This window comes from Arthrobacter sp. T572 (genome assembly GCF_056780115.1).
This window is the reverse complement of record NZ_JBRAZQ010000002.1, coordinates 350,076-376,654: the sequence shown is the minus strand read 5'-3', so window position 1 is coordinate 376,654 and position 26,579 is coordinate 350,076. Positions and strand designations below refer to the sequence as shown.

Genomic DNA, 26,579 nt, shown 5'->3' with positions numbered 1-26,579 from the left:
CGAGAGGAGACACTGCATGCCGGCCGCGAAACCCACCATCCGCGATGTCGCGAGCGCCGCAGGCGTCTCCAAATCCCTGGTGTCCCTGGTCCTCCAGGGATCCGCCAACGTCAGCGAGGGCCGCCGTCGTGCTGTCCTGGAAGCCATGGACCAGCTCGGATACAGGCCCAACCGCCTGGCCCAGCGGTTGTCCGGGCCCCGCAGCGGGACCATCGGCGTGATGCTCAACGACATCCGCAACCCCTGGTTTGTGGAACTCCTCGAGGGTCTCACCGCATCGCTGCACGCGGCCGGGATTTCGCCCGTCCTGGCCGACTCGTACACGGACAACCGGGTGGGCCGCAGCTCTGTGGAGACCCTCCTTGACCAACGGATCGATGGCCTGGTGGTGGTGGGAACCACCACGGAGTCGGCGGCCATCGAAAAGGCGGCGCAAAGCATCCCGGTGGTCCTGGCCGGGACCCGCGAACCGATGTTGGACGGCGTCGACATTGTGGTCAATGATGACGACGCCGGCGCGCGGCAAGCAACCGAACACCTCCTCGCGCTGGGGCACCGGCACATCGCGCACCTCCAAGGGCCGGGCGAAGTGGGCAGGCTGCGCCGGTTGTCCTTTGAGCGGACCATGGTGGATGCCGGATGCAAGCCGGTGGTGCTGACCGGCGGAGTCACCGAGGAAAGTGCCTACGCCGCCGCAAGCCGCTTGCTGGCGGGAACGGAACGTCCCACCGCCATCTTCGCCTACAACGACATCGCCTGCATCGGCGCCCTCTCCGCCGCCGACGATCTTGGCCTCTCCGTTCCCGAAGACCTTTCCCTGGTGGGCTACGACAACACTTACCTGGCCAAGATCCGGCACCTCTCCCTGACCTCGGTGGACAACGGAAACCTCGCCGTGGGCGTCGAAGCAGGAAAGTTCATCCTGGAACGCCTCGGCACGCCGGACCTGCCGGCGCGACTGCACCAGGTTCCGTCGCAGTTGCAGGTGCGGGGCTCATCCGGCGATGCACCGGCCTAACGCGAGCGCCTGAGCAGCAACACCCCCGCGTTCGCTGCCACAATCAGCCCAATGCCCACCCACTGGACGGGCGCCAGCTCCTGGCGCAGCGCGAGCGCTCCGATGATTGCCGCGAACACGGGGTTGATGCTCATCAGGATGCCGAACAGGCTGGCGGGTACCCTGCGCAGCGCGACCAGGTCCGCCACGTACGGCAGCACGGAAGCCAGGATCCCGGCGGCCACCGCACACAGAACCGTAAATCCATCCACGGGCTGGCTCAGGAAAATCACGACGGCGACAGGCAGGAAGAGCGTCGCGGATACTCCCGTGGCGGCAGCTGTGCCTTGGATGCCTTGGGTTCTTTGGCCCACCACGCGGTTGAGGAGGATGTAGGCCGCCCAACTGCACGCAGCCACCAGTCCGAAGCCGATGCCCACGAAGTCCGTGGATGCTTCCGGATTGGTGATGGCCACGACACCCGCCGCAGCAGCCACCGCACAGAGGGCGCTGGTCTTCTGCCGCGAACTGGCCAATGCCACTGCGAGGGGCCCCAGGAATTCCAGCGTGACAGCCAGGCCCAGGCCGATCCGCTGGACTGACGCGTACAGGCCGAGGTTCATGGTGCCGAAGGAAACAGCCAGCAGGAGGACCGGCCACCATTGCCGCCAGGCCAGATCCCGCAGGCGTGGCCGGACCAAGGGCAAGAGCACGGCCGCAGCCACGAGTTGGCGGACAGCCACCACCCCCACCGGCCCGATGACCGGAAACGCCAGCGAAGCCGTCGCGGCTCCGAGCTGGTTGGAGAGGGCACTGGCCACCAGCGTGGCTGCTCCGCCGGCCTTGCCCGCAGCTGCTGATGGAGTCGTTTCGGTCATGGGGAGAGTCTGCGCGCGGAAGGCCCATCCGCTAAATGCATAAGCCACCCTATTTATACGCTGGATGCATGAATAGGATGGGCCGCATGGATGTGGAACTGCGGCAACTGCGGTGCCTGCTGGCGGTGGTGGATGAAGGCACGTTCACCGACGCTGCGATTGAACTGAGGATGTCCCAGGCAGCAGTCTCCCGGAACATCGCAGCACTTGAGCTGGCACTGGGGACACAGCTGGTGCGACGGACCACCAGGAGTGCAGGCCTCACGGCAGCCGGCGAGCGGGCGACAGCGACCGCGCGCCGGATCCTCGGCCTGTTGGCGGACCTTGAACGGGACGCCCGCGCCGGCACCGGGAAGATCCGGATCGGCTACGCCTGGTCGGCCCTGGGCGAGCACACCACGGAGTTCCAGAAACTGTGGAAGGGGCGTTTCCCGGACACCGAACTGCAACTGGTCCGGTCCAACACACCCAGCGGCGGGCTGACCGACGGAACCACCGACATGGCGATCCTTCGGCGCCTGCCACCAGGCGCCGCCGTCGAGCATGTCCTGATAGGTGAGGAGAAGCGCTACTGCGCCATGTCGACCGACGATCCCCTTGCCTCCAAGCGGACAGTCACGTTGGCGCAGATCGCGACGCTGCCTGTGGCCATGGACCAACGCACCGGCAGCACCACACTCGAGTTATGGCCCCCGCAGGGTGGACCCCCCGAGGTGATCCCCATCAACGACACCGACGATTGGCTCACGGTGATCGGCAGCGGTGCGGCACGAGGCATCACCGCCGCCTCCACCGCGCATCAATATCGACGGCGGGGCGTCACCTACCGCCCTGTCCGCGACGCGCCGCCCGTTCCCGTGCATGCGGCCTGGACCGGACGAGACAAGCCCCGGGAGTTGGAGGCGATCATCGAACTGCTGAAGGGTTTGTACTCGCCAGCGGATAGATAAGCATGCTTACCATAGCCTCATGTCGCAGCGAACAGTTTCGGATCTCATGGTGGAACGCCTCACAGCGTGGGGTGTCAACAGGGTCTTCGGATACAGCGGAGACGGCATCAACGGGTTCATGGGGGCCTTGCGCCGTGCCGAGGGTGAAGTGGAGTTCGTCCAGGCCCGGCACGAGGAAGCCGCTGCCTTCATGGCCGTGGGACATGGCAAGTACACGGGCGGTGTGGGCGTCGTGACCTCAACGCAGGGTCCCGGCGCGGTCCACCTGCTCAACGGCCTCTACGACGCCAAAATGGACGGGGTGCCGGTGGTCGCCATCATCGGCCAGCAAAGCCGGACCGTACTGGGCTCTGCCTACATGCAGGAGATAGACCTCCTGACCCTTTTCAAGGACGTTGCCGCGCAGTTCGCCCAGCTGGCCAGCTCCCCCGAGCAAGTGCCCATGCTGATGGACCGGGCTTTCCGCACCGCCCTGGAAACCCGGACACCGTGCGTAGTGATTGTCCCGCACGACGTACAAACCGCCGGCGCACCCGGGCTCGAGCCGGAACACGGCATCGTGGTCACGGCCCCGGTCTGGCATCCGGCCCGCGTGATGCCCCGGGACCAGGAGCTCGACGCCGCAGCCGGGATCCTGTCCCACGGAGAGCGGATTGCCCTGCTGGTCGGCCAGGGCGCCCGCAACGCACGGAAGGAAGTGGTGGATCTTGCGGAGAAGCTCAATGCCGGCATCACCACCAGCCTCCTCGGAAAACCGTATGTGGATGAAACCCTTCCCTTCGCCGCCGGCACCATGGGCCACCTCGGCACCACCGCCAGCGCCTACCTGATGGAAAACTGCGACACCCTGCTGATCGTCGGCTCCAACGACCCCTGGACAGAGTTTTATCCCAAGCCCGGCCAGGCCAGGGCGGTCCAGATCGACATCGACGGCCGCAAGATCGCCAACCGGTACCCGGTGGAGACCGGCTTGGTGGGTGATGCCGCGGAGACGCTGCGGCAGTTGTCGGTCCGGCTCGAAGCCCTGCAACAGGACAAAGAGAGCCAACGTGCCCAGTGGCGTGCCGACGTCGGGCATCAGGTCCGCGCCTGGCGGACCCTGTCGGAAGAACGCGCCGGGATCGCCGCCAGCCCGGTCAACCCGGAACTGGTGGTGCGCGAACTTAACGGCCGGCTTCCGGACAACGCCCAGGTGGCGGTCGACGTCGGAAGTTGCGTTTACTGGTACGCGCGGCAGTTGACCCTCCCCGAGGGAGTTCCGGCGCACCTGAGCGGAACGCTCGCCAGCATGGGCTGCGCCGTCCCCTACGGACTGGCCGCCAAACTCGCCCACCCGGACCGGCCGCTGGTGGCTCTTGCCGGCGATGGCGGCATGCAGATGCTGGGCGTCGCCGAACTGATCACCGTGGCCCACCGCTGGCGCGAATGGGCCGATCCGCGGTTCGTGGTGTGCGTCTTCCACAACCGCGACCTCGCTGAAGTCTCGTGGGAGCAGCGCGAAACCGAAGCCGAACCGCGCTTTCCTGCCAGCCAGGTAATCCCCGGCTTCGACTACGCCGGCTATGCGGAACTGCTGGGCCTGAAGGGCCTTCGCGTGGATGACCCAACGAAGCTCGGCGCGGCCTGGGAGGAGGCCCTTGCTGCCGACCGGCCCGCCGTACTGGAAGTACTGACCGACCCCAACGTTCCCCTCCTTCCGCCCTTCCCTGCAGGAGCGCAGAAGCTGGACGACATGCGTTCGGCGCTCGCGGAGGAAGGGGCGGACGGCACCCACGCCCGGAAGCTCCTGGATCTGTACGCGGAGGGCGAGGAACGGCTGCGGAACCACAGCTGACCGAGGTTGACCGTGGCGGTCAGCCGCCCACGTGGTGCACGGTGAAGGCCGTGAGGAATCCGACGGCGGCTGTCAGGCCGGTGAGGTTGTGGTGCTCTTCAAAGGCCTCGGGAATCATGGTGTCGGCGAGCATCGCGAGGATCCCGCCGGCGGCAATCGCCGTGATGAACGCGATCAGGGCATCGGGAGCGCTTTCCAGGGCTGTGTAGCCAACCAGTGAGGCAAGCCCGCTGAACACCGCGATTCCGCCCCAGGTACCGAAGACGTAGGCAGGGCTTCGCCCCGCCTTCTTCATCCCTGCTGTACTGGACAGGCCCTCCGGGACGTTGGAGATGAAGACGGCGGCCAGCATGGCGGGACTGACCGTACCGGATGCCAGCAACCCGACACCCAGCACCACGGACTCCGGGACGCCGTCGATCAACGCCCCAACGGCGATCGCCGTGCCGCTGCCCGGCGAATCCTTTTCCGAGGGCTGGCGACCGCCCGAACGCTTCCGGTGCCTGGCCCCCGCCTTGGCCAGCAGCACGTTGGAGCCTACGAAAATCAGGGCGCCCACCAGAAAACCGGCCACGGTGGGCACCAGCCCACCGCCTTCCACTGCCTCGTCCACCAGTTCAAAGGCGAGCGCAGAGATCAGCACCCCGGCGCCAAAGGCCATGATGGTGGAGACGACTTTGCCCGGCACTTTCCAGATCCAGGCAACCGCGGCACCCAGAACCAACGCCCCGCCTGCCACAGTTCCCCACATCAGCGCCTGCAGCCACATCGGCATGGTTCCCGGCCTCCCGTTTCAGATCAACCAGAGTATGGTAAGCACACTTACAACCTCTGGGCCGCGGGAACCACCGTTATTGGGCCGGCTGAGCCTGCGCCTTGATGCTCCACGCAGACCAATCCAGGGGGTGCACTGACGGCCGGCCCAGGAGGTAACCCTGCGCAGCCGTGATGTCCAAGGCTGTCACTTCGTCCAGTTCCTCCGGGGTTTCCACGCCCTCGGCCACCACGAAGGCCCCAAGTTCACGCGCAAGCTCCGCCACAGCGCGGGCACGGATCTTCTGGCCGTCGCTGGACCCGATGCCTTCGATCAAATGGCGGTCCAGCTTGATGATGTCCGGATTGAGCTCTTCAAGCCTGTCCATGGACACGTACCCGGCCCCGGAAGCGCTGACGGCGATCCGCAGACCCAGCCGCCGCAGGGGTCCCAGGCCGTCACTGGAGTGGACTCCCGCTCCGGCCAGGCTGCCATTCAATTCGATGATGATCCGTTCAGGTGCCAGTGGCGACGCTGCCAGCAGGTTGCGCACCCGGGGATCCCTGGAGGTTGCGGGGGTGAGGTTGAGCGCTACGGCAATGTCCTCGGGAACGTCCTTGGCGGCTGTCAGGGCACACAGCAGTGCGGCAATCTCGAGTTCCGTGCCGAGTCCCGCCTCCTCGGCCTCGCGGAACCAGACATCCGCTCCTGCGCCATCTACACCCACGAACCTGGTCAGCGCTTCCACACCCACCACCTCGCCCCCGGGGAGGGCATGGACCGGCTGGAATGCCGTCAGGAGGAGCTTGTCCTTCAGGATGGCCTGGATGTCCTCGCGAACAGCATGGCTCACGGGAACAGCCACGGTTTGGGCGTTGTCGGAGGACTCCAGGTGGAGGTTCGCGGACGCCTGTTCCACCGGCACCTCGCGCTCAGCCTCGGCTGCCTCGCGCGTCTCGATCAGATGCTCCAGGAGGGCGGCCTCGGGATTGCCCGGATGGGCTTCCACGAGACGGCGGAGTTTGTTCCGCGACTCTTCGCCACGGAGTTCGGTGTCCGCAAGGATGGCACCAATAATGTCCACCACTTGCCCGCGCATGGTCAGTTCGTCAGAGCCCGCTTCTTGAGCCATTGATTATTCCTTTGTGTGTGTCCCCCGCTGGCAAGAGCCAGACCTGACCCGAGGCATGTGCGCCGGGTCACGAATCTCCTGTCCCGAATCTTACAGATGAATCGCCCCGGACCTGTACGGCCGGAAACACTGCACTACGGCGGCCCGCACTGACATGCTGGGAGGGTGACACCAACCGCAACGGGAACGCCGCGCACTGTACTGGGCTGGAAGCTGCTTCCGGCTTCCCTGCTGTCCCTGTCAGCGCCACCACTTTTCGCCTTCGGAAATGATGCCCTGGGCTACAGCCTGCTGGCCGCAAGCGTGGCAACGGCGGCCCTGGTGGACCGTACCCTCCTGCGTCATCTGGCGATCATTGTCGCCGGCCTGGTGATCATCAGCCTGGTGCCGTTGCACGCCGACTTGAGCATCAGCCACATGGCGCTCATGGGCACCGCCCTGGCTTTGGCGGTACTGGTTCCGTGGGTCGTGTCGCGCTATGCCTACCGGGAGGACATCATCCGCTTTCCGGTCAATACCGGGCGCAAGTGGCCGCTGGCCGCCAAACTGTACCTGGTCGGAGTCATTGCGCTCGGATACTTCATCCTGCCCGCGTACCTGATCCGGACCGGCGTCTACCGGAACTGGCCCGACGCCTCGGACCCGGAGATCTTCTGGCGGTTGTTCCTTGGCGTGAATACCGTAGGCATCTGGGACGAGCTGTTCTTCATCTGCACCACGTTCACTCTGCTGCGCCGCCATTTTCCGGACTGGCTGGCCAACCTGCTCCAGGCCGTGGTCTTCTCGTCATTTCTGTGGGAGATCGGCTACCAGGCGTGGGGGCCGCTGTTGACCTTTCCCTTTGCGCTGCTGCAGGGCTACACCTTCAAGCTGACCAAGTCCTTCACGTATGTGGTGTCCGTCCACCTGTTGTTCGACTTCGTCCTTTTCCTGGCCCTCGTCCACGCCCACAACCGGGAGTGGCTGCCCATCTTCCTCTACTGATGCTCCCCTTGCGCCCAGGGGTCTTTTCCAACGCCGAGTTCGTCGGCCATGTCTTCCAGAAACCGGATTACCGTGGCGCGCTCGGACGGAGAGAGCCGGGCGGCCGCCAGGAAACGCCTGGCCTGCTTGAGGCCCACGGTCCGCATGGCGGCTTCATGAGTTTCGGGCGTGATGGAGATGGCAAGCGCACGCCGGTCGGAAGGATGCGCCTCGCGGACGATATGGCCTGCGCGTTCCAGGCGGTCCAGCAGCTTGGTGGTGGACGCTGTGGAAATGTGCAGGTGGGCGGCTATGGCGCCGGGAGTTGCGATGACTCCGCTGTTGGCACTGACGATCAGGTAATGAAGCGCCCGCATGTCCGACTGGTTGAGCTTCATGTACTTCATGGAGGCTTCCGAGAGCCGCTGCTCGGCGTCGCGGAGCCTTCCCAAGGCAGCCATCACCTGGTTGATCTGCTGGATGTCGGCGTCCGTAAGGCGGGCACGGTCCACCAGTTCACGGCCGGGGTCGTTGGCGTCCAGGTGATAGATCGCAGAAGAAACGGTGGCGTCAATTTCTTCCGGGTTGGACATGAAAGTATGTTACACCGAACTTCCTACATGGTAGTCTTCTTTCTAGCTTGTCTAGCAATATTGGTGTTGGAAGAAGGGCGCGGCAGGATGAATACAAAAGAAATGGTGGTTCTCCTCGATGACGCCGGGGCTCCGATCGGCCAAGCTCCCAAGGCGGGCGTCCACACGGACCAGACTCCCCTCCACCTCGCTTTTTCCTGCTACCTCTTCAACGGCGCCGGCGAGATCCTGCTGACCCGCCGCTCCCCGGAGAAGAAAACATGGCCAGGTGTCTGGACCAACAGTTTCTGCGGCCACCCTGCTCCCGGGGAAGCTTTCGAAGACGCCATTCTTCGGCGGGCGCACTTCGAACTCGGTGTCGAAGCCAAGAAGGTGGAGGTGGCCCTGCCGGACTTCAGGTACCGGGCGGTCGACCCCTCCGGAATCGTGGAAAACGAGGTCTGCCCGGTGTACGTCGCGCGCATGAGCGGACCGGTCAACCCCAACCCGCTGGAAGTCGCAGACCACGTGTGGGTCAGCCCAAGCCTCTTGGCCGAGTCCCTCGAGCGGACCCCCTCCCTCTTCAGCCCGTGGATGGCCCTCCAGTACCCGCAATTGCTGGAGGTAAAGGAAATCAAGGAACTCCAGGGACTGTCGATTGGAGCCGGGGCATGACCGTCACCTCCAGCGCAGTCAGGGGCCGGACACGGCTGTGCGATGCGATCGAGCATGAACTCAACGGCATGATTTCCGCGCGGACCCGCGCCGCTGCGGACTATGGCACCGAATTCACCAGGCTCTGGACCCTGGCCGGCCGGAACGTCCTCGGCGGGAAATTCGTACGCCCGCTCCTGCTCATGGAGACCTACGATGCCTTGCAGCCAGCGGACCTGCACCCCGGCGGCAGGCGCCAAACCGCCATCAGTATCGCGGCCGCCGTCGAACTTCTCCACTACGCTTTCCTCCTCCATGACGACGTGATCGACGGCGACCTGGTCCGGCGCGGCAAGCCCAACCTCATCGGTTCGCTCCTGGCCGAGGTTGATCATCTGCCGGGTGCGGATCAACTCGCCGGCCCGGACCACCCTGGCAGTGCCCACCTCCCCGCCCGCTCCATCACCAAGCACGGCCACGCGGCCCTGCACTGGGCCCAGACCGGCGGGATCCTCATGGGGGACTTGCTCCTGGCGGGCACACACCAGGCGTTCGCCCGGGCCGACCTGCCGCACCCCGTCCGAGTGCGCCTCCTGGACCTGCTGGAACACACCATCCACGAAACAGTTGCCGGCGAGCAGTTGGACGTCGGACTGGGCGACGGCGTGGTTTCCCCGGACCTGGAAACCATCCTGAGAATGTGCGGCTACAAAACCGCCACCTACACATTCGAACTCCCCCTGCGCGCCGCTGCCGCCCTGGCCGGGGCGGAGCAGCCCGTGGAAACTGCGCTGGCAACCGCGGGCCGGCATCTGGGACTGGCGTTCCAGCTCCAGGACGATCTCCTCTCCACCTTCGGGGATCCCAGCCGCCACGGGAAGGACCCCTTCTCCGACCTGAGCGAAGGCAAGCAGACCGCCATCATCGCCTACGCCAGGATGACCAGCGTCTGGGCGGGCATCGAGCCATGGTTCGGGCGGGCCGAGCTGGCTCTGGAGGACGGCGAGCATGTCCGCCGCCAGCTTTCGGACTGCGGCGCGGAAGCGTTCGTGCAGGGCCTCATCGACCAACAGATGCAGGCGTTCCATGACCTGCTGAACAGCGCAACCACCGTGATCCCGCAGAACGCACGCAACGTCCTGGCCGATTTGGCCGGCCACCTGGAAGGACGGCAGTCTTGAGCACCATGGTTGACACCTCGTTCTCCCATTTCACCCGCACGGCCGAACGTGCCGCCAACCAGGTCATCGCGGCCTACTCCACGTCATTCGGGCTGGCATGCCGGCTCCTGGGGCCCCGGCACCGCCAGCACGTCCGCAACATCTACGCCCTGGTCCGGGTGGCCGACGAACTGGTGGATGGCGTCACGGCAGAGGCCGGCCTGAGCCACGAGCAGCAGAGGGAAGCGCTGGACCATTTCATTGACGAAACCCACCGCGCCCTGGCCATCGGCTACAGCAGCGACCTCATCATCCACGCCTTCGCCCAGACAGCCCGGGCAGCCGGAATCGACCAGTCACTGACCACGCCGTTCTTCGACTCCATGCGCACGGACCTTGGCGGGCGGACCGCGTCCACCGGAGCGCCGCTCCGATTCGATGCCGCAGCCCACCAGGGCTACGTGTACGGCTCCGCGGAGGTCGTGGGGCTGATGTGCCTGCGGGTGTTCATCCGCGGGCAAAACATCGACGACGGCGATGCCGCGGCCCTGCAGTACGGCGCCAGCCGGTTGGGGGCTGCTTTCCAGAACATCAACTTCCTCCGCGACCTCTCCGACGACACTGTCCGCCTGGGCCGCAACTACCTCGGCACCGCCGACCACCTTGAGGACGAGGACCGGATGGAGTGGGTCACAACCATCCGTTCCCAACTGGCCGATGCCAGGGCTGTCATCCCGCTCCTGCCCCACGACGCCCGGGCGGCCGTCCGCAGCGCCCTGGAACTGTTCGCGGCACTGACCCGGCGCATCGAGCACAGCAGCGTCGATGAGCTTTACCAGGCCCGCGTCCGCGTGCCGGACGTGTTCAAGGCCGGGCTCGCCGCCCGGGCCGTGGCTGCCACGTGGCTGGAGCCCCGGGGATGACCCGGGCAGCGCGGGCGACCCGGACAGTAGTGATCGGCGGTGGCATCGCTGGGCTTGCCACCGCCGCACTTCTTGCGCGCGAAGGCCATGAAGTCCAGCTCCTGGAACGCCTGGACCAGGTGGGCGGCCGGGCGGGCTCGCTGCACCGGCAGGGCTTCCGCTTCGACACGGGACCGTCCTGGTACCTGATGCCCAACGTCTTTGACCACTTCTTTCAACTGTTGGGCACCAGCGCTGAAGAGCAACTTGACCTACGGACCTTGAGCCCGGCCTACCGCGTCTTCAGCGAACCAGGGAACGACGGCGGCAGGAAGGAACCGCTGACCATCCCCCTGGGCACCGATCACGTCATGCGGATGTTCGAGCAGGTGGAGCCCGGGAGTTCCGGGCGCCTTGGCCACTACCTTGCCTCCGCCCGGAATACCTCGGACATGGCGGAACGGTTCTTCCTCTACAACCCCTTCACCCGGCTCCAGTCGCTGCTTCACCCCGAGATCCTTAGGGGACTCCCGGAGCTTGCCCGTCTGCTGGCCACTCCCCTGGAACGGTTCGTGGCCCAACGGTTCGCACATCCCGTGCTGCGCCAGGTCCTTGGCTACCCCGCAGTGTTCCTGGGCACCAATCCCGCCGATGCCCCGGCCATGTACCACTTGATGAGCGCCATGGACCTGGGCGACGGCGTGCAGTACCCCATGGGCGGGTTCCGGCACCTGGTGGAGCGGCTGGAAGCCCTGGCCCTCGACGCCGGCGTCCGTATACACACCCGGGCCGAGGCATTCCACATCGAAACCCGCGAAGTACCCCGGCCAGGCGGCAAGGGACATTTGGGCGGCCTGGGCCGCCGTCGTATTCTCCCCCGGCGGGACCGCGAGGTCACCGGCGTCAAATGGCGCGACGGGTACGGTGCAGAACACTTCAGTGTGGCTGACCTGGTGGTCTCCGGAGCCGACCTCCACCACACTGAAACCGCGCTCCTGGGCAAAACCGACCGCAGCTACCCGCAGCCCTGGTGGCAACGGCGCACCAGCGGGCCCGGCGCCGTGCTGGTCATGCTGGGTGTGCGGGGAACGCTGCCGCAGCTTCCCCACCACTCGCTGTTTTTCACCAACGACTGGGACGCCAACTTCGCCGCGATCTTCGGTGACCGGCCAGCCATCCCCGATCCCGCCTCGATCTACGTCTGCAAACCCAGCGCCACCGACCCGGGAGTCGCACCGCAGGACCACGAGAACCTCTTCGTCCTGGTACCCATCCCGGCCGACCCCGCCCTCGGTTCCGGCGGACCGGAGGGCAGCGGCGACCCCCTGATCGAACAGGCCGCCGACGCCGCCATCGACCAGATAGCGGCGTGGGCGGACATCCCCGATCTCCGCGAGCGCATCGTAGTACGGCACACCACAGGTCCCGGTGACTTCCTCCGCGACTACAATTCCTGGCGCGGCGGCATGCTGGGTCCGGCGCACACCCTGGGCCAAAGCGCGATGTTCCGGGCGCAGAATGCCTCCCGGAAAGTCCGGGGCCTCTACTACGCCGGGGCCACCACGGCACCGGGCGTGGGCGTACCCATGTGCCTCATCAGCGCCGAGCTGGTGTTGAAGAAGATCCGTGGGGACCACAGCGCCGGCCCCACCCAAGCCAGGCGGACTGTACCCTTGCCACGGAAAGTTGGCTGATGGGCTTCGTCTACCTCGCTTCCCTGTTGGCCGGAATCGGCTGCATGCTGCTGCTGGACCACCGTTTCAGGTTGTTCTTCTGGCGTGACGCGCGCGCGGCATCCATCGTGACCGCCGTGGGCGTCCTTTTCCTGCTGGCCTGGGACCTTGCCGGGATCGGGCTGGGCATCTTCCTCCGCGGTGAAGGGGCGATTGCCACCGGGGTGCTCCTGGCCCCGGAGCTTCCCCTGGAGGAGCCCGTCTTCCTCACCTTCCTGGTCCTGTGCACCATGATTCTTTATACTGGCGCCGCACGGCTCCTCGCGGCCAGGCAGGCCAGGCCGGCCAGGAGCCGTGAGCAGGAACGGGAGAACGCATGACGTACCTGTGGCTTGCGCTCGCCTTCATCGCCGCGGCAGCGACGGCGGGCGTACTGTTGACGCGCAACGCCACTGGTGGACGCCTTGCCACCGATGGACAGCGCGGCGGGCAGCATGCAGGGAACGCGGGAAGGCATTGGAAGGCGGCCGGCCTGGCCTTCGCTGCCCTGGTGGTCCTGACGGCGGTGTTCGACAGCATCATGATCGGGATGGAACTCTTCCACTACGACCCCGGCCACATCCTGGGGTTAAGGATCGGGCTGGCTCCGGTGGAGGATTTCGCCTATCCGTTGGCGGCGGCCCTGGCCCTCCCCGGGCTCTGGATCTGGCTGACCCGCAAACGCCAGGGAACGTCCACGGTTGAAGACGGTTCCGGCAGCCCGCGCAAAGGCCTCATTTCCCAGGCCTTCCTGGCCTCCCGTCCGGTCAGCTGGATCAACACGGCGTATCCCTTCGCGGCCGCCATGCTCCTGACCACCCGGGAGATTGACTGGGTGCTGGTAGCAGGAACCCTCTACTTCCTGGTTCCCTACAACCTGGCCATGTACGGGATCAACGACGTCTTCGATTACGCCTCCGACCTCAAGAACCCCCGCAAGGGCGGCATTGAGGGGGCGCTCCTTGAGCCCCGGCTGCACCGGCCCATGCTGTGGCTCGCCGCCGTGACCAACCTTCCGTTCCTTCTGGTGCTGGGATTCGCGGGCGGACCCGCAACCTGGCTGGCCCTGGCCGTCAGCGCCTTCGCGGTGGTGGCCTATTCTGCCGCCGGGCTGCGCTTCAAGGAACGTCCCGTGCTGGATTCCATGACCTCCAGCACCCACTTCGTCAGTCCCGCGGTGGTGGGCCTGACCTTGGCGGGAGCCACCATGACGCCGGGTCTGGTGGTCCTGCTGGCCGCATTCTTAATGTGGGGCATGGCAGCGCACGCCTTCGGTGCGGTCCAGGACATCGAACCCGACCGGCAGGCGGACATTGCCTCCATAGCAACAGTCTTCGGGGCCCGCCGCACGGTGCGGACCGCCGTCGTACTGTGGCTCCTTGCCGGACTGGCGATGCTGGCTACACCGTGGCCCGGGCCGCTGGCGGCCGTCATCGCCCTGCCGTACATCCTCAACTGTGCGCCATGGTGGAACGTCACGGACTCGACGGCGGCACGCACCAATGTGGCGTGGCGCCGGTTCATCTGGCTCAATTACGGTTCAGGTTTCCTGGTCACGCTGATCCTCATCCTGCAATGGAATAGGGTCCCGTGACCGGCGCGCCTAATGCCCGGGGTGCCCTTCGCCGGGTTCATCGACCGTGTCCAGGGCTTGGCTCATCCGTTGCAGGAAGTCCACCACAACCTTCGAGTCCTCCGGGGTCAACGAGCTTGCGACGTCCAGCATGCGGCGGTGCATGGCGCCAAGCGTATGGCGCACTTCTTCATCCGAGGCGGGTGTCGGCCGCACGATCAGGGCCCGCCGGTCGGTGGGATGCGGTTCCCTCCGAAGATGGCCGGACGCCACCAGCCGATCGATCAAGGTGGTCATGGAGGCCGAGGTTATGCCCAGCCGCTCGCCCAGGTCCTTGGGCTTCATCACCCGGCCATCGGCTTCGGCTTCAAAGAGGTACCGCAGGGCCAGCAGGTCCTTTTCGCCCATCAGCATGGAAGAGCGGGTGCGGCGGCGCATGGCCTGCTCCGAGGTCCGGTAATCCCGGAGCGCATTCAGGACACCAACGGCAATCTCCTTTTGGCCCGGGTCCTTCCCGTACCAGTAGCCCTTCGCGTGCGCGTCCGCGTTCATGCATGATCCTTCAAAGAAGCTTAAAGCTCGTTTACCTAGCAATTGATAGTAAGTCACCAATCGTGGCAAACGCATAGACCGCAGGCAATCCCACCAGGAAAGAGGCACGGCTCATGGCAATCACAAGGTCGGACACCGCCCGGCAGATCACGGTAACAGTGAGCCTGGCGGTGTGCATCGTGGGCTCCATGATCGGGGTCGGGGTGTTTGGCGGGACGCCCATAGCTCAAGCCGCGGGCGGTGCCTTGGCCGCGGATTCAACGCTCCTGGCCCCGGCCACGCCCGCCTTCTCCATCTGGTCCGTGGTGTACACGGGCCTTGCCGCGTACACCGTGTGGCAGTGGCTTCCTTCGCAGCGGACCAACCCACGGCAGCGGGCACTTGGCTGGCTGGTGGCCTTGTCCATGATCCTCAACGCCGCCTGGATCCTCTCCGTCCAGGCGGGATGGCTGGCAGCCAGCGTGCTGGTGATCGTTGGATTGTTGGCAGTCCTGGCGGGGTGCTTCCTCCGCTACAGCCGGAGCCGCCCGTCGTCCCCGGCGGAAGCCGTGGTGGTGGATGGCACCCTGGGGCTCTACCTGGGCTGGACCAGCGTGGCCGTGTGCGCCAACATTGCCGCCGCCCTGAAGGCCGCGGGTTTCTCCGGTTTCGGGTGGCGGCCGGAAGTATGGTCCATTGCCGTGCTGGTGGTGGTCGCCGCCGTCGGGATTGCCTTGGCAGTCAAGGGCCAAGGGCGGCTGGCCCTGGCTGCAGCCATCGCGTGGGGCCTGCTCTGGATCACCGTGGGGCGCAGCGCAGACGCGCCTGAATCGTTCCCGACCGCGATAGCCTCGGCCGCAGCGGCCGCCGTGGTTCTCGGAGCCGCCATCCTGGTCCGTACCCGCGTGGCCCTGGCAACCGCCCCGGTCCGCAGCCGGAGGGCCTGACGTCCTAGGGTTTGGGTTCCTTCCGGTCCACGGGCCCGCTGACCACTACCTGGGCAGGGCTGTGCAGGAGGTATCCGTTGAGCCAGGAGAACAACGCCCTGACTTTCTGCTGGGTCCCGGAGAGAAGCGCCAGGTGCACCAGCAGCCACGACACAAAGGCGAACGGCCCCTGCAGCTGGATGCGCTGCCGACCGATTTCCGCCACGGCTGCACCGCGCCCCACCATGGCCATGTACCCCTTGTCCACGTAGTCAAAGGGCCTGCGGGTGCCTCCGGTGAGGTCGGCCAGGATGTTGCCGGCCGCCCATTTGCCGGCTTGCTGGGCCACTGACCCCAGCTGCGGCAATTTGGTTCCCTTGGAATCGGTAATGTTGGCGGCGTCGCCCAAGACGTAGATTCCGGAGGCGTTGGGGGCGGTCAGGTCGGGCAGCACGTCCACGCGGCCCCCGCGCCCCAGCGGCAGCCCGGAGTTGGCTACCACCGCGCCGGCCTTCAGCCCGCCTGCCCACACCACGATCTGTGCCGGGATGCGGCTGCCGTCGGCCAGCGTCACGCCGTCCGGACGGACATCGGTGACTCCTACGCCCATGTGGAGCTGCACCCCTACTTTCGTGAGGTGCGCGGTGGCGTATTTCTGCGACTTTTCAGAAAACGCGGCCAGGACGGTGGGAACCATGTCCACCAGGTGCACCCGGCACCGCGAAGCAAGGTCCTTGGAGAAGTACTTGCCCACCACGTACTTGACGTTTTCGGCCATCGCCCCTGCAGTTTCCACGCCAGTGGGGCCTCCGCCCACCACCACCACGTCAACGTCGGCCTCGGGATTCTTGTCCGCCTCATCAAGCAGCCGGGTCAGGCCCGTTCCAAGTTTGGTGGCATCAGTGACCGAGTACAGCGGATAGGCGTGTTCCTCCGCGCCGGGGGTGTTGAAGAAGTTGGGTACGGCGCCCAAGGCGAGGACCAGGCTCTCTCCCCGGAAAGTGTCGCCGTCGCTGGTCGTGACCGATTTCGCGGCGACGTCCACCGCTTCCACGTGCGCGGTGACCACCCTGACTGTCTTAAGGCGCCGAAAAACGGAGCGCAGTGGCCGGGCAATGGCGGACACGCCGATTTGGGACGTCGCCACCTGGTAGAGCAGGGGCTGGAACTGGTGGTAGTTGTTGGAGTCGATCAGCAGGACGCGCACGCCCTTGCGGCCCAGCTTCCTGGCCGCTGCAACGCCGGCGAACCCGGCCCCGGCAATGATGACCTGATAGGTGTCGTCCATGCGAGCAACTTACTGCACGAGGGCGCCGTGTAACAGGCCCCCCGGGTTTCCCGCCCACAGGAACCAACCGAACGCCGACTCCCACTTATTACGCTTTGAACTGGGAAAACGTTGGAGATACTCCCGGCGTAATGATTGACATGGCGTAACTCACATTCTGTAAGCTAATTTCAAAGTCACGCAGCCGGCTTCCTTCGCTCTACTTCCGGGGAGGTCCGAATGGCCCCCAATTCCCTCAAATCAACGTACTCCCACGCAGTGGCACCATTCGCTGCACCTGTTGCTCGACGGGGAGCAACCAGGCCGCACGATCTGCCCAACAAACCCGATGCCCTGCTCGGAGCAATGGCAGTCAGGCAACTCTTCCGGCGATGGCCGCTGGTTCCCACCCGGGAACTGGAACGGATCCGCCACGTCCTGGTCCATTGCGACCAACTTGGCTCGCCGGAAGCACATCATCTGTCCGAACCCGCCCAAGCCCTCCTGGACCTGATCACGGGCGAACTTGAGCGACGCCGGGAGGCCGCCAAGGCAGCCCACCCGGCGAGCGGACCAGCACGTAAACCGGCAAAGACGCCGGCAAACCCGGCGGCGCAACCCGCTGTCGGTGAAAGGAGCCACCCTCATGGCAGGCCACTTTGAACTCGTCGACGCCGCAGGCGGGGATTGCCGCGTACGCCTGGTAGACGCCGACGGCCAGGAGTTGGCGCTGTCCATGTGCTTCCAGGACAAGGCAGAGGCCGCCAAGGGCATCTTCTCGCTGCGGGAAATCGCAGCGAGCGGCCTTATCGAGGACCACACCTCACCGCACTAAGGAAGGTGTGGCCGGGTGCAACAGAGCCTGTTTCACCCGGCCATGGCATCAGGCGGGCTTGCCAATGATCGGAAGTCCCGCCGTCGGGAAGGTACTGGGAAACACCGACGGCGGCGGGACCGGCACGGCGTCCAGCGGCACCGTCACGGTGTCCGCGCCGACCGTGACGCGCTCGCCGCGGACGTCCACGGCCAGCGGCTCCAGGCTGTATCCCCCCGCGGGTTCAAGCGCCAGTGCGATGGAACCCTGGGACAGCTCTACGGAGAGCAGCCTGCCCTGGACCTTGAGGCGGAACGACAACCCGTCCCATTCGGACGGCAGGCGGGGGTCGAAGCGGAGCACCTCGCCTTGGTCCCGCATGCCCGCGAATCCGCACACCAGGGAACTCCAGATGCCGCCGGTGGAGGCGATGTGCACGCCGTCGATCGTGTTGCCGTGGGAATTGTCCAGGTCGATGAACAGCGCCTCGGTGAAGTGCTTCAGCGCGACATCGCCATAACCGACTTCGGCGGCCATGATGCCCTGCACGCAGGCCGACAGCGTGGAGTCGCCGGTGGTGATGGGATCGTAGAAGTCGAACGCGCGCTGCTTTTCCTCCGCCGTAAAGTCCTGCCACTGCAGGAACATGGCCAGCACCGTGTCGGCCTGCTTCAACACCTGGTGCCGGTAGATGACCAGCGGGTGGAAGTTCAGCAGCAGCGGGTACTTTGAACGGGGCGTGTTCCAGTCCCACGGCTCCAGCGTCATGAAGTCGTTGTCCTGGCTGAAGACCTGCAGGTGCGGATCATAGGGCAGCGACATGCGCTCGGCAGCCTGCCGCCACACCATCCGTTCGGTTTCGGCGATGCCGTGGTGGTCGAGTTCCGCAGCGGCACGGAGGTTAAACCGTGCCATGACGTTGGTGTAAAGGTTGTCGTTGACCACGGCGGTGTACTCATCCGGTCCGGTGACACCGTGGATGTGGAACATGCCGTCCTTGCCGAAGAACCCCAGGGATGCCCACATCCGGGCCGTCTCGATCAGGAGCTCAGCCCCCACCTCCGCGGTGAACCCGGCGTCGCCGCTGGCCCACCGGTAGCGGTTGGCGGCAAAGGCGATGGCTGCGGCGATGTGGAACTGCGCCGTGCCTGCTGCGTAGTACGCACTGGCCTCCAGGCCGTTGATGGTCCGCCATGGGAACAGGGCGCCGTCAACGCTGAGCTCCTTGGCGCGCACCCTGGCATCGGGAAGCATCGCATGCCGGGACTCGAGGACTTTCCGGGCGCCCTCGGGGTTGGTGTACGTCAGGTAGGGCAGGAGGTAGACCTCCTGGTCCCAGAAGTAGTGGCCTTCGTAGCCCGAACCGCTCACGCCCTTGGCCGGGATCCCCGCAACTCCGGCACGGGCCGTTGCCTGCGCCAGCTGGAAGAGGCCCCACCGCACGGCCTGCTGGAGTTCGGGCTGACCACCGATCGCCACGTCCGCGGTGGTCCAGTACTGGTTGTAGTGCGCCTGGCTCTGGGCGACGATCTCGCTCAACTGCACGAGCCGGGACTCGGCCTCCAGGGCCAGGCTTTCGCCGCGGTCATCGGCGTCGTCCGCACCGGCTACCACGTAACTTGCCGTCTTCTCCAAACGGAACGGCTCGGCGTCGCTGATGGCCAGGACGTACCGGACCGAGGACTCGTCCTCGGCAACCACCGTTTCGAACGGCTGGCCCTCCACGGAAATCCAGTGGTCCACGGCTACGGCAATCCGCTGGCGGGACTCGGCGGTTTCCCATGCCAGGCGCAGCGACCCGTCCGCGCCCTGCAGGTGCAAAGGCAGGAGCACACGGCCGGCGTGGCGGCCGGAGCGGCGCGGGTCATGGACCGAGTGGTCCTCCACCGGCTGGTCCTGGCGGTTGACCACGGCCGAGGTAATGTCCGCAGAGACATCCCGGTCCGCGCTCACCGTCAGTTCCAGGCCAAGGCACCCGCGTGAATCGAACCCGACTGCCCGGCGCTCCACCGTGGTCACGGTGGCGCCGGAGCGGCAGGCCCACGTGGTACTTTCCTCATAGATTCCCGTGGAAAAGTCCACGCTGCGGTAGTAGTCGAGCACCGTGGACTCGGCCAGGCTCAGGGCCTCGCCGTCGATCGACACGGTGAAGTTGTTGGCGTCCGGAACATACACGATCCGCTGGCCCGTCCTCGCAAAACCGTAGGCGTTCTCAGCGTGCTTGATATCCCAAATCTCGTGGAACCCGTTGATGAACGTCCCCGGAAGTCCGCCGTCGCCGCGGGTCGAATGTGCGCCGCGGATTCCCAGGTGGCCGTTGCCGAGGGTGAACAGCGTCTCCAGCGTCCCCTCGTCACCGGGGACGTGGATGTTCTCCACAAGCTTCCACGGTTCACACGGGAAGCGCAGCCGATCGGAGCTGATGAGTGCCATGGGCTCTTGGTGTCCTTCGAAAAAGTAGTGTCAGAGAAGGTCGCTGAGGTCGTCCACCACCAGCGTGGCTCCGGCATCGAGCAGGGTTTGGCGGCCCGCTCCCCGGTCAACGCCGATCACGGCCCGGAAGTTGCCTGCACTGCCGGCCTGGACACCGGACACGGCGTCCTCCACCACAATGCACTCCTCCGTGGGAACACCCAGCAGCGACGCGGCATACGTGAACGTTGCCGGGTCCGGCTTTCCGGGAAGCCCGACGGCGGCAGCCACCTGGCCATCCACCACCACCTCGAAGTGGTGGTCGAGTCCGGCGGCCTTCAGCACAGCGGGAGCGTTCCGGGATGACGACACGACCGCTACCTTCAGTCCCGCCTCCACCGCTGCATTGATGAACTTGACCGAGCCTGGGTACGGGTCCACGCCACGGGTGTCCACGATCGCATTGAAGATCGCATTCTTGCGGTTGCCGAGGCCCTGGACTGTTTCGCTCGTGGGGGCGTCGTCCAGGGGACCTTCCGGCAGGGTGATGCCGCGGGAGGCCAGGAAGTCCCGGACCCCGTCAAAGCGCGGCTTGCCGTCGATGTGGTCGAAATAATCGCTTTCGCGGTAGCCCGCGGGGTGGCCGGCTTCGGCGAGGTAGCCGTCGAAAAGTTCCTGCCACGCCTGTTCATGCACCACGGCGGTGGGCGTCAGCACGCCGTCGAGGTCGAACAGGAGCGCAGCAGCGCCGGTCCAGGCAGTATGGAGGTCAGTCATATGCAAAAGTCCGTTTCAGCGCCGCAGGGCGCATCTTTTTATTCGGTGTTCGATGGGCTTTTCAGGGGCAGGTGTTGGGGTTCTGCTGCCGGGGGCCGTGCCACGCAGGTGGTGCGGTGGACTGGACGGCTCTGCGCCCGGGCCCCGGGGGCCCGTCATCGATGCCAACGACCATTGTCCCATGGAAGATTCCCCCGGGATACATGCGGGCACATGCAGCTAACGGTGTTCTCTGCATGGAGTGCGGCCTCCAATCGCTGCCGTCGGTTCCTGTTGCCGGCTGTTGGGGAGCCGCAAGCCAAAAGTGTAAGCGCTTACAAATTCGTCATTCAACAGAGTATCCCCGGCCATCTGTATGTGACGGGAATCGCAAAAAAAGATTGCTTCCGGCGGCGGTTTGCCGTCTAATCCGGAGCGTTCAGCACGTAGAAGCGCAGGAAGGCGCTCACGTCCACCAACTCCGGCGGTTCGATCCTGTGCCCCATGCCGGGATAGGTCCGTGCCGTCAGCGCCACGTTGGCATTGAGCCACTCCTCCGTGTGGGCGATCGCGTCCTCGTTGATCACCGGATCAGCCTTGTCCCGGCCCCAAAAGAACGGCGGCGGCGTGTCAAAGGACTCGCTCAGGGCCAGGAGGTCGTTATCCAGCACAAACCCGGACAAGCCCACCGTGGCTTTGAAGGCATGGGGGCGGAGCCGCAGGAGCGTGCTGGCCATGGCCATGCCCTGTGAATAGCCGAGCAGGCTGACGCTGCTGTGATTGCCCTTGACCGAGCCGATCCAGTCGAACACCCGGTTGGTCGACGTGATGACATCGGCGAAATCGTTGGTGAGGAAGTAGTCCAGCAGGAACCAGCCGTAGTGGTCCCCGATCACCATCGGCCCGCGCAGGGCGGCGCACGTGAACTCCTTGGGCAGGTGCGGAAAGAGTTCCACCATGCGCTCCTCACTGGTGCCGTAGCCGTGCATCATCACCAGCAACGGCGTGCCTGCGCGCTCGTTTTCAGGCTTCGACCAAACCACTGAATCCATGGACCCGAGCCTAGTAGACTGACCGCATGACACCGCAGGAACTGGCCAACCTGGCCCATCTGCGGCGTGCCCGGGACTTCATCGACCGCGAGTACGCACGGCCGCTGGACGTACCCACCATGGCCGCCGGCGCCCTCATGTCGCCCGCCCACTTTTCCCGCCAGTTCAAAGCGGCGTATGGCGAATCCCCCTACAACTACCTCATGACCCGGCGGATCGAGCGTGCCATGGCCCTGCTCCGCGCCGGAGCCAGCGTCACCGATGCCTGCATGGAAGTAGGGTGTACCTCCCTGGGTTCCTTCAGCTCCCGCTTCAACGAAATCGTGGGAATGACGCCCAGCGAATACCGCTCCCGCGAGCACCAGGCCGTCAAGGCCATGCCCACCTGCATCGCCAAGCAGCACACCCGGCCGGAACGGAAGAAGGCCGAAACAGCCGCCACCAGTTGAGCAGGATCGGAGAAGCGCCGGCCAGGCCACTGCAATAGCGTGTGGGACATGAACATCTCACTGAAATACGCACACATCACCGTCAACGACATCGACGAGTCCCTGGCCTTCTACCGGGACGCACTCGGCCTTGATGTCAGGAACGACGTCGGCTCTGACGGGCAGCGTTGGGTGACCCTCGGCAGCGAGGCGCAGCCGGACCTTGAGCTGGTCCTGTCCCCGCCGCACGCCGGGCGATCCCAAGCAGACGGGGACGCCATCCAGGAACTCCTCACCAAGGGCGTCATGCCCATGCTCGTCTTCGCTACCGACGACCTCGACGGAACGTTCGAGAAACTCCGGGCGTCCGGCGCGGAAGTCCTCCAGGAGCCCATTGACCAGCCGTGGGGTCCCCGCGACTGTGCCTTCCGCGACCCGTCCGGAAACCTGATCCGCATCAACCAGGGCTGAAGCACGCCAAGCGGGAGGCGGCCGTGGCACCCGCGGCGGCCTCCCGCCGTCGTGCGCCTTGGACGGCGGGGCAGTTACCGGCGGGCGAGCCCTACATCGGACCGCTGGCCGTCCTGGTTGGTGGTGGCGATCGCGGCACTGACCACGTCCGCCAGCCGTAGGCGGCGAGCGTAGGCCTGGCGCTGCAAACGCTCACCCGTGCCGCGTTTGAGGATCCTGGCCAGGCCGGACCGTGCGGTTCCCAGGTCGCCCGTGCCGGTCAGCGCCTTCCGTACGTGCCGCAGCAGAGCCCCCACCACGTCGGCTGCGGGGTAGGGCACCTGCTCCAGCGGATGCAGCAGTTGGTCGCCCATGCCGAAGCGGCTGGCGCGCCAGTTGGACATGCGCAACACGCTGGTCAAAGCGTTCGACGGCGGCGCCCCCTGCCGCCATTCCCCCGCCGCGGTTTCCACCAGGGCCCGGGCGATGACGGCGATGGTCAGCGCATCCTCCGCGTACAGGCAGACGTCGGCAATACGCAGCTCCACGGTGGGTTGCCCGCGGGAAAGGCGCGCGTCGAAGTAGATCATGCCCTCATCCATGGGTACCCCGGTGGCCAGCAGCTCCGCGATCACTGTCCGGTACCCCTCGGCCGAGCCGAACACGTCCATGGGGCCGGCGGTGGGCCACCTGTTCCAGATCTGCGTCCGATAGCTGGCAAAGGCTGTGTCCGCGCCCATCCAGAAGGGAGAATTCGCGCTCAGGGCCAGCAGGACAGGCAGCCAGTGGCGTATCCGGTCCAGGACGGCAACTCCTTCGTCCTGGGACTCGATGGACACATGCACGTGGAAGCCACACGTGAGCTGCTCACGGGAAATGAGGCCGAACTCCGTCCCCATGGCGGCGTAGCGGCGGTTGCCCAGGGTTGGTGTTGCATGGAAGACCGGTGGCGTGGCCAGGGCTGCCACCCTGGCACCCACTGCCCGCGCAGCCGAATCGGCCAAGGCCCGGCCCAGCACGATCTCCTCCCGAAGGTCGGATGCCTTGCTGCAGGGCCGCGAGTTCACTTCAATCTGTTCCTGCTTGAACTCGGATTTAAGTGTCGGGGACTCATCGGGCCCCTTGCCGGATCCTGCGGCGACATCCAGCATCCCGGTGGCAAGCGCCAGCGGGGTTCCGTCCACCGGATGGGCAATGAGCAACTCTTCTTCGACGCCGAACGTACGCATGGCCACCCTCCCCTGTGGATGTGGATCAAAGACGGCACTCAGCCGACGTGGCGCGGCACCTCCATCTGGAAGCCGCAACGGCAGTGCAGCACCTGTGTCTGGAGATAGACCTCCAACAAGCTCGGGCCATCCGGATCGCCAGTGGTCCGGGGAGCCTCAATCACGCGTTCGGCGGGGCGGCCCAGCGTCATGGGTTCACCGCAGTGCGTGCAGCTGAACCACAGTCCGGCCGCCGAGGTGGCGAGGAACTCCGCCTGAATGCTGGGGACGAGCTCTGCCAGGCGGACTGCGTGGGCGTAAAAAGTGTCACATTCACTGCAGGTGTAGCTGACTTCCACCAGCTCGGACTGGTTGGGGGCAGCTTCCACCACTGTTTCAACAAAAATATAGGAATCGGTTCCGCACACTGTGCACCACGGCCGGGTGTCACTGGGGGCCGGTTGTGCCCCGGGTCTGGTTGCGGGTTCGGGGGCGGGAATCGGGGATCCAAGCGTCATTGCCATTCTCCTTCAAGCACATTTCCACTGTGCAGTGGTTCCGACACATTCCCTTGCGGGGGCGCATTGAGAGCGTCGGGAAGAAGCAGATTGCTCCTGGTGAAAGCGGCGCGGAATGCACGCGGGTCGCCGGCCGACGAAGGCCACAGCTGGGGCGTGCAGTTCAGGGACCATTTCCGGGATGGCTCCAGGTCGCGGGGCTTCAAGGGCTATCGGCTTAACCCACTAAGAATGTAGATCACCAGTGGCGGACCCCACAAGATGCAGGGTTGACGGGAAGCGCTCCCCAACGCTGCCTCAGGGCTCGAAATGGGAGACCGGCGCCTCGTTCGCCATCGCCCGGATCAGCTGCTCCGCCACGTCCCTCAGTTTTTGGTTACGGCCATTGGAGGCCTTGGTCAGGATTTGGAACGCTTCCTTCTGGCTGCACCGGTTCTGGCCCATGATGATGCCGCAGGCGAGGTCGATCACCGTGCGTGACTGCATGGCGTCACGGAGGTCGTCGGCATGCTGCTGCTTGGTGCCGATCCGCACTGCCAACCGCAGGGAACGTTCCGCCTGCCCGCCGTAAAGTTCGCATTCCCTGATGGTGGCAGGATCAAACACCCCGGCCTTGGGTGCGAAAAAGTTCAATGCAGCCGTTGCGCCCTCGTCCAGGGTGACCGGAACGCAAAGGACGGACAGGTGCCCGCGCTCAGCGATGACAGAGCAGTAATCGCTCCACCGCTGATCCACGGAAGTGTCCGGCACATGCACCGTGGCCCTGGATCTCATGGCCTCCAAACACGGTCCGTCTCCGTACGACTGCTGAACCTCGTCGATCAGGCGGGCTTCCTTGGTGCTTCCGGCCACGGTTGCTGAACGGCGGCGCCGGTTCAACGTGATGCCGCAGAGCACGTCCAAACCAACGGCGGCGGACACGGCGGCAGCCGAGAAGACGGCCAGATCCTCGAGGAATCCGTTGACGTCGTCGCTGTCGATGACCAGATCCTGCAGCTGCTCAGGGATCGAAATATCGTCCGGCACCACCGCGTCGTTACGGCCTGCGTATTCAACGTTCATTTCGTCCATGATTCAGATTATGTCGCCAACTGCGCCCCGCGTCATTCTTTGCGGATACTGGCAAAGAATCCTTGCATCCACGGTGCACCTATGTGCACAATCTAGCTACAGTCCGCCCCACGGACCCAGGCGTACGCTCATGCAGACGGGCACCCGCATTCACATGCAAAGGTGAATACCCATGCCGGCCCAGCCAGCGTCGAGAGTCCCGGACGAAGCCCACCAGCCGCCCGACGAACCTCTCTGGTGCCCGCAGTGCAATACAGACCAGCACCTGCTGGTGGGCACCATCCAGCAGCACTACCCGCCGGCCACCACCACGCTTGATGTGGATTATGACTGCGCCGCCTGCGGGAACTCCTATCTCCGGACCGCCACAGTGCAGCGTGTGGCCATGATCCTGAACCGGCCCGGCTCCTCCCACAGCGTCTTCCAGTTCGGCGGCCAATACCTCCACTGCGGCGCCCCCATGAAAACCAGGAGCTGCGAGCTTCGGCGGATCCAGGCCACGGCGGCAGTGCGTCCAGGCAGCAGCGCCCAGCTTTATGAAGTCCACATCAACACACGCGTCCTGGGATGCAGTTGCGGGTTCCGCATGGAATTTCCCGACTGATGGCCGGCGGAAACCTCCTGCGGCAGCATCCAAGGACCTACCGGAAGAAGACAGCATGAAGGCAGACAAACGAAGGAAAGAGTCACTGGCGACCGGTTCCGATTCGAGGTCCGGCAAGCACAAGCTTCCGGACCCACCCGACCCGGACAACCTTCCCATCGACTACACCAACGGCTGGGACTCGAGCCGGTTCCCCACCAGCGCGCCCAGGAGCCTCCGGCCACAACACCTGGGGCACCGCAGGAACAGCAAGCCGTGAGCGGCAACTCCCCGGGCGCTGGCGGCGCGGGAACCCCGGACCTGACGAGCGCAGACCCCGCCGTCGAGCCGGACCCTGCCATCCAGTCCCGCCAGCGGGAACCTGCTCCCACTCCGGAACCCGTTCCCCTGCCCGAGCCCGGGCCGCCGCCAGTACCCGAACCGGACCAGATACCGGAGGACGACCAACTTTAGAAGAAGGG

General features: G+C 65.6%; 30 protein-coding genes. 18 read left to right on the top strand and 12 right to left on the bottom strand.

Translation table 11 applies throughout. The features are described 5' to 3' along the window. The first annotated feature begins 16 nt into the window (after positions 1-16). Positions 17-1,018, top strand: a complete 1,002-nt coding sequence (locus ACUYMZ_RS02940; RefSeq protein WP_481602042.1) for a LacI family DNA-binding transcriptional regulator — start codon at positions 17-19, stop codon at positions 1,016-1,018. Here ACUYMZ_RS02940 and ACUYMZ_RS02935 read toward each other — a convergent pair. Further along, positions 1,015-1,875 (bottom strand): EamA family transporter, encoded by an 861-nt coding sequence (locus ACUYMZ_RS02935; RefSeq protein WP_481602041.1) that lies wholly within the window; start codon positions 1,873-1,875, stop codon positions 1,015-1,017. The two genes, ACUYMZ_RS02940 and ACUYMZ_RS02935, sit on opposite strands and share 4 nt — an antisense overlap. 68 nt (positions 1,876-1,943) lie before the next feature. On the opposite strand from ACUYMZ_RS02935, the gene ACUYMZ_RS02930 reads away from it, so the two are divergent. Both ACUYMZ_RS02930 and ACUYMZ_RS02925 read left to right on the top strand, forming a co-directional pair. Then, positions 1,944-2,825, top strand: a complete 882-nt coding sequence (locus tag ACUYMZ_RS02930; protein WP_481602040.1) for a LysR family transcriptional regulator — start codon at positions 1,944-1,946, stop codon at positions 2,823-2,825. A gap of 19 nt (positions 2,826-2,844) precedes the next feature. Beyond that, positions 2,845-4,659, top strand: coding sequence for a thiamine pyrophosphate-requiring protein (locus ACUYMZ_RS02925; RefSeq protein WP_481602039.1), 1,815 nt, complete (start codon positions 2,845-2,847; stop codon positions 4,657-4,659). 19 nt (positions 4,660-4,678) lie between these two features. Here ACUYMZ_RS02925 and ACUYMZ_RS02920 read toward each other — a convergent pair whose 3' ends face one another. Together ACUYMZ_RS02920 and ACUYMZ_RS02915 are read right to left on the bottom strand one after the other, a co-directional pair. Then, positions 4,679-5,434 carry a ZIP family metal transporter gene (locus ACUYMZ_RS02920; RefSeq protein ID WP_426005506.1) on the bottom strand — a complete coding sequence of 252 codons (756 nt, stop codon included), beginning with the start codon at positions 5,432-5,434 and terminating at the stop codon, positions 4,679-4,681. A 76-nt stretch (positions 5,435-5,510) separates the two neighbouring features. After that, positions 5,511-6,545 (bottom strand): EAL domain-containing protein, encoded by a 1,035-nt coding sequence (locus tag ACUYMZ_RS02915; RefSeq protein WP_481602038.1) that lies wholly within the window; start codon positions 6,543-6,545, stop codon positions 5,511-5,513. A 165-nt stretch (positions 6,546-6,710) separates the two neighbouring features. Between ACUYMZ_RS02915 and ACUYMZ_RS02910 the strand changes: the two genes are divergently transcribed. After that, on the top strand, positions 6,711-7,529 hold the full coding sequence (locus ACUYMZ_RS02910) for a CPBP family intramembrane glutamic endopeptidase (protein WP_481602037.1): 819 nt from the start codon (positions 6,711-6,713) through the stop codon (positions 7,527-7,529). On the opposite strand, the gene ACUYMZ_RS02905 is transcribed toward ACUYMZ_RS02910, so the two are convergent. Next, entirely contained in the window at positions 7,523-8,101 is a 579-nt protein-coding gene (locus ACUYMZ_RS02905) for a MarR family winged helix-turn-helix transcriptional regulator (protein ID WP_481602036.1), read from the bottom strand. The two genes, ACUYMZ_RS02910 and ACUYMZ_RS02905, sit on opposite strands and share 7 nt — an antisense overlap. An 87-nt stretch (positions 8,102-8,188) precedes the next feature. On the opposite strand from ACUYMZ_RS02905, the gene idi reads away from it, so the two are divergent. From idi to ACUYMZ_RS02875, 6 genes are read left to right on the top strand one after another with little or no spacing between them, the layout of a single operon-like run. Next, on the top strand, positions 8,189-8,755 hold the full coding sequence (gene idi, locus ACUYMZ_RS02900; RefSeq protein WP_481602035.1) for an isopentenyl-diphosphate Delta-isomerase: 567 nt from the start codon (positions 8,189-8,191) through the stop codon (positions 8,753-8,755). After that, positions 8,752-9,915: a polyprenyl synthetase family protein gene (locus tag ACUYMZ_RS02895; protein WP_481602034.1), complete on the top strand. Its 1,164-nt coding sequence runs from the start codon at positions 8,752-8,754 to the stop codon at positions 9,913-9,915. Before idi ends, ACUYMZ_RS02895 begins: the two co-directional genes overlap by 4 nt. Further along, positions 9,912-10,817: a phytoene/squalene synthase family protein gene (locus ACUYMZ_RS02890; protein WP_481602033.1), complete on the top strand. Its 906-nt coding sequence runs from the start codon at positions 9,912-9,914 to the stop codon at positions 10,815-10,817. The genes ACUYMZ_RS02895 and ACUYMZ_RS02890 overlap by 4 nt, the downstream gene beginning before the upstream one ends. Then, a complete protein-coding gene (gene crtI, locus ACUYMZ_RS02885; protein ID WP_481602032.1) occupies positions 10,814-12,490 on the top strand; it encodes a phytoene desaturase family protein in 1,677 nt (558 codons plus the stop codon). The genes ACUYMZ_RS02890 and crtI overlap by 4 nt, the downstream gene beginning before the upstream one ends. Next, positions 12,490-12,849 (top strand): lycopene cyclase domain-containing protein, encoded by a 360-nt coding sequence (locus ACUYMZ_RS02880; RefSeq protein ID WP_426005498.1) that lies wholly within the window; start codon positions 12,490-12,492, stop codon positions 12,847-12,849. Before crtI ends, ACUYMZ_RS02880 begins: the two co-directional genes overlap by 1 nt. Further along, positions 12,846-14,102 (top strand): prenyltransferase, encoded by a 1,257-nt coding sequence (locus ACUYMZ_RS02875; RefSeq protein ID WP_481602031.1) that lies wholly within the window; start codon positions 12,846-12,848, stop codon positions 14,100-14,102. Before ACUYMZ_RS02880 ends, ACUYMZ_RS02875 begins: the two co-directional genes overlap by 4 nt. A 9-nt stretch (positions 14,103-14,111) precedes the next feature. Here the strand turns inward: ACUYMZ_RS02875 and ACUYMZ_RS02870 are convergent, their stop codons facing one another. Further along, the gene (locus ACUYMZ_RS02870) at positions 14,112-14,633 is read right to left on the bottom strand and encodes a MarR family winged helix-turn-helix transcriptional regulator (RefSeq protein WP_426005496.1); all 522 of its coding nucleotides are present in this window, start codon (positions 14,631-14,633) and stop codon (positions 14,112-14,114) included. Between the two features lie 113 nt (positions 14,634-14,746). Between ACUYMZ_RS02870 and ACUYMZ_RS02865 the strand changes: the two genes are divergently transcribed. Next, complete coding sequence (locus tag ACUYMZ_RS02865; RefSeq protein ID WP_481602030.1) at positions 14,747-15,559, top strand: TspO/MBR family protein; 813 nt, start codon at positions 14,747-14,749, stop codon at positions 15,557-15,559. A gap of 4 nt (positions 15,560-15,563) precedes the next feature. On the opposite strand, the gene ACUYMZ_RS02860 is transcribed toward ACUYMZ_RS02865, so the two are convergent. After that, a complete protein-coding gene (locus ACUYMZ_RS02860; RefSeq protein WP_481602029.1) occupies positions 15,564-16,826 on the bottom strand; it encodes an NAD(P)/FAD-dependent oxidoreductase in 1,263 nt (420 codons plus the stop codon). A 219-nt stretch (positions 16,827-17,045) separates the two neighbouring features. Here ACUYMZ_RS02860 and ACUYMZ_RS02855 point away from each other — a divergent pair, with 219 nt between their 5' ends. Both ACUYMZ_RS02855 and ACUYMZ_RS02850 read left to right on the top strand, forming a co-directional pair. Continuing rightward, complete coding sequence (locus ACUYMZ_RS02855) at positions 17,046-17,468, top strand: hypothetical protein (protein ID WP_426005492.1); 423 nt, start codon at positions 17,046-17,048, stop codon at positions 17,466-17,468. After that, a complete protein-coding gene (locus tag ACUYMZ_RS02850) occupies positions 17,452-17,640 on the top strand; it encodes a YegP family protein (protein ID WP_426005491.1) in 189 nt (62 codons plus the stop codon). Before ACUYMZ_RS02855 ends, ACUYMZ_RS02850 begins: the two co-directional genes overlap by 17 nt. Before the next feature lie 48 nt (positions 17,641-17,688). On the opposite strand, the gene ACUYMZ_RS02845 is transcribed toward ACUYMZ_RS02850, so the two are convergent. The 3 genes from ACUYMZ_RS02845 to ACUYMZ_RS02835 form a co-directional block, all read right to left on the bottom strand. Next, the gene (locus ACUYMZ_RS02845) at positions 17,689-20,052 is read right to left on the bottom strand and encodes a glycoside hydrolase family 65 protein (RefSeq protein ID WP_481602028.1); all 2,364 of its coding nucleotides are present in this window, start codon (positions 20,050-20,052) and stop codon (positions 17,689-17,691) included. 30 nt (positions 20,053-20,082) lie between these two features. Then, a complete protein-coding gene (locus tag ACUYMZ_RS02840; protein ID WP_481602027.1) occupies positions 20,083-20,808 on the bottom strand; it encodes an HAD family hydrolase in 726 nt (241 codons plus the stop codon). A gap of 404 nt (positions 20,809-21,212) precedes the next feature. Then, positions 21,213-21,839, bottom strand: coding sequence for an alpha/beta hydrolase (locus ACUYMZ_RS02835; protein WP_426005488.1), 627 nt, complete (start codon positions 21,837-21,839; stop codon positions 21,213-21,215). 26 nt (positions 21,840-21,865) lie between these two features. Here ACUYMZ_RS02835 and ACUYMZ_RS02830 point away from each other — a divergent pair, with 26 nt between their 5' ends. Both ACUYMZ_RS02830 and ACUYMZ_RS02825 read left to right on the top strand, forming a co-directional pair. Next, positions 21,866-22,288, top strand: coding sequence for a helix-turn-helix transcriptional regulator (locus ACUYMZ_RS02830; protein WP_426005487.1), 423 nt, complete (start codon positions 21,866-21,868; stop codon positions 22,286-22,288). Positions 22,289-22,336: 48 nt separating this feature from the next. Beyond that, positions 22,337-22,738, top strand: coding sequence for a VOC family protein (locus ACUYMZ_RS02825; RefSeq protein ID WP_426005486.1), 402 nt, complete (start codon positions 22,337-22,339; stop codon positions 22,736-22,738). A 74-nt stretch (positions 22,739-22,812) separates the two neighbouring features. On the opposite strand, the gene ACUYMZ_RS02820 is transcribed toward ACUYMZ_RS02825, so the two are convergent. From ACUYMZ_RS02820 to ACUYMZ_RS02810, 3 genes are all read right to left on the bottom strand, one after another. Further along, the gene (locus tag ACUYMZ_RS02820) at positions 22,813-23,946 is read right to left on the bottom strand and encodes a glutamate--cysteine ligase (protein ID WP_481602026.1); all 1,134 of its coding nucleotides are present in this window, start codon (positions 23,944-23,946) and stop codon (positions 22,813-22,815) included. Positions 23,947-23,984: 38 nt separating this feature from the next. Continuing rightward, positions 23,985-24,443 carry a hypothetical protein gene (locus ACUYMZ_RS02815; protein WP_426005483.1) on the bottom strand — a complete coding sequence of 153 codons (459 nt, stop codon included), beginning with the start codon at positions 24,441-24,443 and terminating at the stop codon, positions 23,985-23,987. Between the two features lie 297 nt (positions 24,444-24,740). Continuing rightward, on the bottom strand, positions 24,741-25,514 hold the full coding sequence (locus ACUYMZ_RS02810) for a GAF and ANTAR domain-containing protein (RefSeq protein WP_426005481.1): 774 nt from the start codon (positions 25,512-25,514) through the stop codon (positions 24,741-24,743). A gap of 172 nt (positions 25,515-25,686) precedes the next feature. On the opposite strand from ACUYMZ_RS02810, the gene ACUYMZ_RS02805 reads away from it, so the two are divergent. The 3 genes from ACUYMZ_RS02805 to ACUYMZ_RS02795 are packed head-to-tail and all read left to right on the top strand — an operon-like array spanning position 25,687 to position 26,571. Then, positions 25,687-26,118 carry a hypothetical protein gene (locus tag ACUYMZ_RS02805; RefSeq protein WP_426005480.1) on the top strand — a complete coding sequence of 144 codons (432 nt, stop codon included), beginning with the start codon at positions 25,687-25,689 and terminating at the stop codon, positions 26,116-26,118. Between the two features lie 55 nt (positions 26,119-26,173). After that, a complete protein-coding gene (locus tag ACUYMZ_RS02800) occupies positions 26,174-26,377 on the top strand; it encodes a hypothetical protein (protein ID WP_481602025.1) in 204 nt (67 codons plus the stop codon). After that, entirely contained in the window at positions 26,374-26,571 is a 198-nt protein-coding gene (locus ACUYMZ_RS02795; RefSeq protein WP_426005477.1) for a hypothetical protein, read from the top strand. Before ACUYMZ_RS02800 ends, ACUYMZ_RS02795 begins: the two co-directional genes overlap by 4 nt. Positions 26,572-26,579 lie beyond the last annotated feature (8 nt).